Annotated in this window: 4 protein-coding genes and 1 pseudogene; 3 read left to right on the top strand and 2 right to left on the bottom strand. The window is 65.5% G+C overall.

The genetic code is table 11. From position 1 onward, the window contains the following. Positions 1-123: 123 nt before the first annotated feature. Positions 124-1,038, top strand: coding sequence for a hypothetical protein (locus RHBS_RS24255; RefSeq protein ID WP_128646651.1), 915 nt, complete (start codon positions 124-126; stop codon positions 1,036-1,038). Between the two features lie 66 nt (positions 1,039-1,104). Here RHBS_RS24255 and RHBS_RS24250 read toward each other — a convergent pair whose 3' ends face one another. Next, complete coding sequence (locus tag RHBS_RS24250) at positions 1,105-2,721, bottom strand: acyl-CoA dehydrogenase family protein (RefSeq protein WP_128646649.1); 1,617 nt, start codon at positions 2,719-2,721, stop codon at positions 1,105-1,107. Beyond that, positions 2,708-3,310 (bottom strand): TetR/AcrR family transcriptional regulator, encoded by a 603-nt coding sequence (locus RHBS_RS24245; RefSeq protein WP_128646647.1) that lies wholly within the window; start codon positions 3,308-3,310, stop codon positions 2,708-2,710. The genes RHBS_RS24250 and RHBS_RS24245 overlap by 14 nt, the downstream gene beginning before the upstream one ends. Positions 3,311-3,371: 61 nt before the next feature. Between RHBS_RS24245 and RHBS_RS24240 the strand changes: the two genes are divergently transcribed. Both RHBS_RS24240 and RHBS_RS24235 read left to right on the top strand, forming a co-directional pair. After that, positions 3,372-4,136, top strand: a complete 765-nt coding sequence (locus RHBS_RS24240; protein ID WP_128646645.1) for a crotonase/enoyl-CoA hydratase family protein — start codon at positions 3,372-3,374, stop codon at positions 4,134-4,136. After that, positions 4,133-4,951: pseudogene (locus RHBS_RS24235) on the top strand (hypothetical protein); the annotation flags it as partial. The gene RHBS_RS24240 and the pseudogene RHBS_RS24235, both read left to right, overlap by 4 nt.

Here is a 4,951-nt window from a genome sequence, read left to right as displayed (position 1 = left end):
ATATCCAAAAGTGGGGAGCTTTTCCGTTGCTGATGGATCCGTTTCGACGCCCGGCGCGTCCAAGCAGTCATGGACTTACCCCAGACGGATCTGTTCACCTGAGCCGATGCGCTCACATTCGGCTTGACCGACGACGACCTACGGCGACTGCGCCGCACTGGTGAACTGTCGGTTCTGCGACCGGGGTTCTACGTGCCGCATGCGGTTCTGCAATCAGCGAGTCCGACCGAAAGACATTCCTTGCTGGCGCGGTCTTATCTGACATCCGCGCCCGCGGACCACGTGCTCAGCCACGTCTCGGCGGGCATCGCATGGGGCTTCGACATCTGGCAGCTACCGCTGGACAGGGTGCACATGACGCACGGACTCGACTACGCCAGCAAGCGTCGCCCGCTCCGAATTCTCCACGGCACCACGCTGGAACCAACCGAGCGGACGACTGTCAACGGCTTTCCGGTCACCACGGCAGCCCGCACCGTCGTCGACATCGCGCGCACCACGACCGTCGAGCGGTCCGTGTGTGTAGGCGACAGCGCGCTGAGGTCCGGCCACACCGATTCCGACGCACTGTCGACGGCGGTGGAGTCGGCACGGTTCCGCACCGGTATCTCCGCCGCCCGACGAGCGGTGTCACTGATGAGCGGGCGCAGCGAGAGCGTAGGCGAATCTCGAAGTCGGGTGCTCTTCGAGACCCTCCCCCTGCCGACTCCGCTGCTCAATCAATGGGTGTACGACGGTGCGGGCCGCTTCGTCGGACGGGTCGACTTTCTGTTCTGGGAGTTCAAAGTGATCGGTGAGTTCGACGGCGAATCGAAGTACGACTCCAAGCGGGTACTGCTCGACGAAAAGTATCGAGAGGACCGGCTCCGCGAGTTGGGGTGGGTGATCGTGCGGTGGAATTGGCGGGACCTGGACGATCCTCGAACACTACTTCGCCGCTTCGAGCAGGCATTCGCCCGCGCGGCAGGCCTTCCTACGCCGGCCGGGTGGTTCGGAGACCAGCGGCTGGTGCCCAATCAGCTCCCCAGTTTCGGATAACCGACTCCGATCAGCGTCACATTTCCGAATGTGGGGAGCCGATCCCCCCAGAGCCGATCCCCCGCATCACACCCGCGTCAACACCGCCGCCGTATCGACTCCTGTCGGCAGGGTGCCGAAGGCGATGCCCCAGTCTCGGTCGAGTCGACTGGCACAGAAGGCGTCGGCAACAGCGGCATCCCCGTGCATCACCAGTTGCGCGCCTTGGAAGGTCAGGGCCATCAGTTCGACGACTCGCCTGGCCCGGTATTCCATGTCGGAGGTGTCGGAGAGTTCCTTGCCGACGCGGGCGATGGCGTCGTCGAGGCGAGAATCCACGCCCGACGCCTGGCCGATCTCACCGAAGTACGCCTCGACGCTGTCGGGTTGGCGGGCCAGTGCGCGGAGGGAATCGAGTGCGGCGACATTCCCGGAACCTTCCCAGATCGACATCAGCGGCGATTCGCGGAACAACCGAGGCATCCCCGATTCCTCGACATAGCCGTTGCCACCGAGACATTCGAGTGCTTCGGCGGCGTGTGCCGGTGCTCGTTTGCAGACCCAGTACTTGGTGACGGCCAACGCGATTCGGCGCAGTGCGCTCTCCTGCTCGTCGCCGCGGGCCGAACCGTCGGTGGCCTGCGCCAGGCGGATCATGGCGGCGGTGGCGGCTTCGGACTCGATGGTCAAGTCCGCCAGCACGTTTCGCATGAGAGGCTGATCGACGAGTGGGGCCCCGAACGCAGACCTATGACGCGCATGATGGACTGCGCGCACGGTGGCGTTGCGAATTCCGGCCGCGGACCCGATGACGCAGTCCAACCGGGTCATGTTGACCATCTCGATGATGGTGCGCACACCGCGACCCTCTTCGCCGACGAGCCAGCCGGTGGCCCCGTGGTATTCGAGCTCACCGGATGCGTTCGACTTGTTGCCGAGCTTGTCCTTCAAGCGCTGCAGCATCATTCGGTTGCGGGTGCCGTCGGGCAGGACGCGCGGCAACATGAAGCACGACAGCCCGCCCGGTGCCTGCGCCAGGGTGAGGAACATGTCCGACATCGGCGCTGAGGTGAACCACTTGTGGCCGGTGATCGAATACGTTCCGTCCGACGACGGCGTGGCCGTGGTGGTGTTGGCCCGTACGTCCGATCCGCCCTGCTTCTCCGTCATCGACATGCCTGCGATCAGTCCGCGCTTGCTCGACGGGGTCCGCAGACCGAAATCGTACTCCCTCGACGCCAGCAGCGGCTCGTACTGCGCAGCGAGAGAAGGACTGTGCCGCAACGCCGGAACGACGGCGTAGGTCATCGAAATGGGGCACATGTGCCCGGCCTCGGCCTGCCCCCAGACGTAGAACTTCGCGGCGCGGGCGACGTGTGCACCGACGCGGTCGTCGGCCCACGGACTGGCGTGCAGTCCGTGCTCGACGGCAACGGTCATCAGATCGTGCCAATGCGGGTGGAATTCGACCTCGTCGATGCGATGCCCGTACCGATCGTGGGTCCTCAACACGGGCGGGTTCTCGTTGGCGAGCCTGCCCCACTCCTGGGCCGCCACTCCACCGGCGAGAGTCCCGAGCCGGCGGACCTCGTCGAGTGCCCATCCTGCACCTGCCCGCGCCACACCGTCGAGCAACGACGGGTCCGCGGAGGTGTCGTAGGGCGTCAGGTCGGTTGCCTGGTTGAATACCTCATGCGTGTTCATCTCGAACTCCTAACGCGCGCAACGATAATGCGACGAGACTGGGTACTGGATCCACTGAATCGTGCGAGGACAACGGGCCGACCATCACTTCGCCGACGGCACCGACCAGAGCCGCTGCCGAGATCGCCGCGTCCTGCTCGGGGATCTCTCCTGCTTCGATACCCGCCACGATCGCGTCGGCGAAGGCATCGGTGAATTTCTGCCGGAACACCAACCGCTCGGCGTCGACGGCCGGGTCCACCGGTTCGGCCAGCAGGGCATACGCCATCGTCCGGTTCTTCAGGGCGCGTCCGGCGAAGGTCTGCACCACTGCGGTCACTCGCTCGACGGCGCTGCCGCGCTCGCACGCGGTGACCACTGCGGCAACCTCCCGACTGCAGACCTCACGGAAGATCGCGACCACCAGATCCGATTTCCCCTCGAAATGGGTATAGACGCTGCCGGAGGACACCCCTGCTGCCGCGGCGACCGACGCCACCGACAGGCCGGCGTACCCCTGCGTCGAGAGGACCTCGATGGCGGCGGCGAAGAGTTTCTTGCGTGCGGCATCGAGCCTGGCCTGCACTGCAGGGGTTCTTCGGTACGGCATGCAAGGATTGAAGCATTGATTCATTGCTTCACGCAAGAGAACTCGAGTAACGTTCACTGACATGCCGGTACGGATCGAGCGATCAGGCCCCGTCACCACCATCGTCCTGTCGCGCCCGGAGGCACGCAATGCCGTCGACGGCCCCACCGCACAGGAGTTGATCCAGGCGTTCGAGGAGTTCGACGCCGACGAATCCGCCTCGGTGGCAGTCCTGTGGGGCGAGGGCGGCACCTTCTGCTCGGGAGCCGACCTCAAGGCCCTGGGCACACCGCGCTCGAATCACGCGACCGAACACGGGGACGGCCCGATGGGCCCGACGCGAATGCGGTTGTCCAAGCCCGTCATCGCGGCCGTGTCGGGATACGCCGTCGCGGGCGGACTGGAACTCGCTCTGTGGTGCGACCTACGCATCGCCGAGGACGACGCCACGTTCGGCGTCTTCTGCCGGCGCTGGGGAGTTCCGTTGATCGACGGCGGCACAGTGCGATTGCCACGCATCGTCGGTACCGGCCGGGCGATGGACATGATCCTCGCCGGTCGCGCCGTCGACGCCGAGGAGGCGTTGAACATCGGGCTGATCACCAGGGTGGTTCCGGTGGGCCGAGCCCGGTCGGAAGCGGAGGCGTTGGCTGCCGAACTCGCGCTGCTGCCGCAGACCTGTATGCGTGAGGATCGACTGTCCCTGCTGGAACAGGACGGCCTCGACGAAGAGTCCGCCCTGAAGAACGAATTCCGACACGGTGCCATCTCCATCAACGCCGACGCGCTCAGCGGCGCGAGCAGGTTCGCGTCGGGAGCGGGACGACACGGCACCGCGAGCCCGTGAAATCCACACGACTGTCGATGATCGACGAGATATTTCTCCGTACCCACCGCGGCTACGGAATTCCCATTGCACTGCAAGGTATCTGGCGCACCACCGAGACGGTGAGCACGGCGGAACTCCGAAGGGTCCACGACGAACTGGCCGTCGGGCAGCTCGGTCGTCGAGTCGGCAAGCCCCGTACACCGGGGGCACGACTTCGATGGGACATCTCGTCCGAATCGCTTCCGCTCGCTTACGGCACCGAGGCGGTCGACGACATCATCGGATGGGCCGATGCACAGGCAGACGTTCGACTCGACCCGCAGTACGGGCCCGGCTGGCGGTTGACGGCCGCGCCCGTTGCACACGGCGGCACCGTGCTGTCTCTGGTGTGTTCGCACGCGCTGGCCGATGCTCGCGAGCTCATCGACGCTGCCGCACAGGCATTCTCCGGATCGACACCGGTGCCGGTGCTGCAACCGGGCTCGGATGTGAAGGACGCGATCTCGATGATCGTCACCGTTGCCCTACGATCCATCGCGGCGACGGCGAGATTGTGGGTCAGCAAGAAGGCCCGAGCAGAATTGCGGGCGTTCACCACCGCCGACAGCGGCGGTATCGCACCGCACCACGCACGCAGGATGCAGTCGGTGATCGTGGATATCGATGCTGCGGAGTGGGATTCGGCTGCGCGACGCGTCGGCGGATCGGCCAATTCGCTGTTCGTCTCCGTCGTCGCCGCCACGATGAGCGAACTCGGGTCGCCCGCGGTGACCGTCGACATTCCTTTTCGCACCGGGTCCGGTGATGCCAACGCGATCGGCATGGCCACCGTC

The sequence above is a fragment of the Rhodococcus sp. BS-15 genome (assembly GCF_000813105.1).
In the GTDB taxonomy this organism is placed as follows: domain Bacteria; phylum Actinomycetota; class Actinomycetes; order Mycobacteriales; family Mycobacteriaceae; genus Rhodococcoides.
This window is presented reverse-complemented; position numbering and strand designations above follow the sequence as displayed.

Coding starts and splice junctions, on each gene's coding strand:
- RHBS_RS24250 (WP_128646649.1), bottom strand. CDS start 2,721: ATGAACACGCATGAGGTATTCAACCAGGCAACCGACCTGACGCCCTAC.
- RHBS_RS24245 (WP_128646647.1), bottom strand. CDS start 3,310: ATGCCGTACCGAAGAACCCCTGCAGTGCAGGCCAGGCTCGATGCCGCA.
- RHBS_RS24240 (WP_128646645.1), top strand. CDS start 3,372: ATGCCGGTACGGATCGAGCGATCAGGCCCCGTCACCACCATCGTCCTG.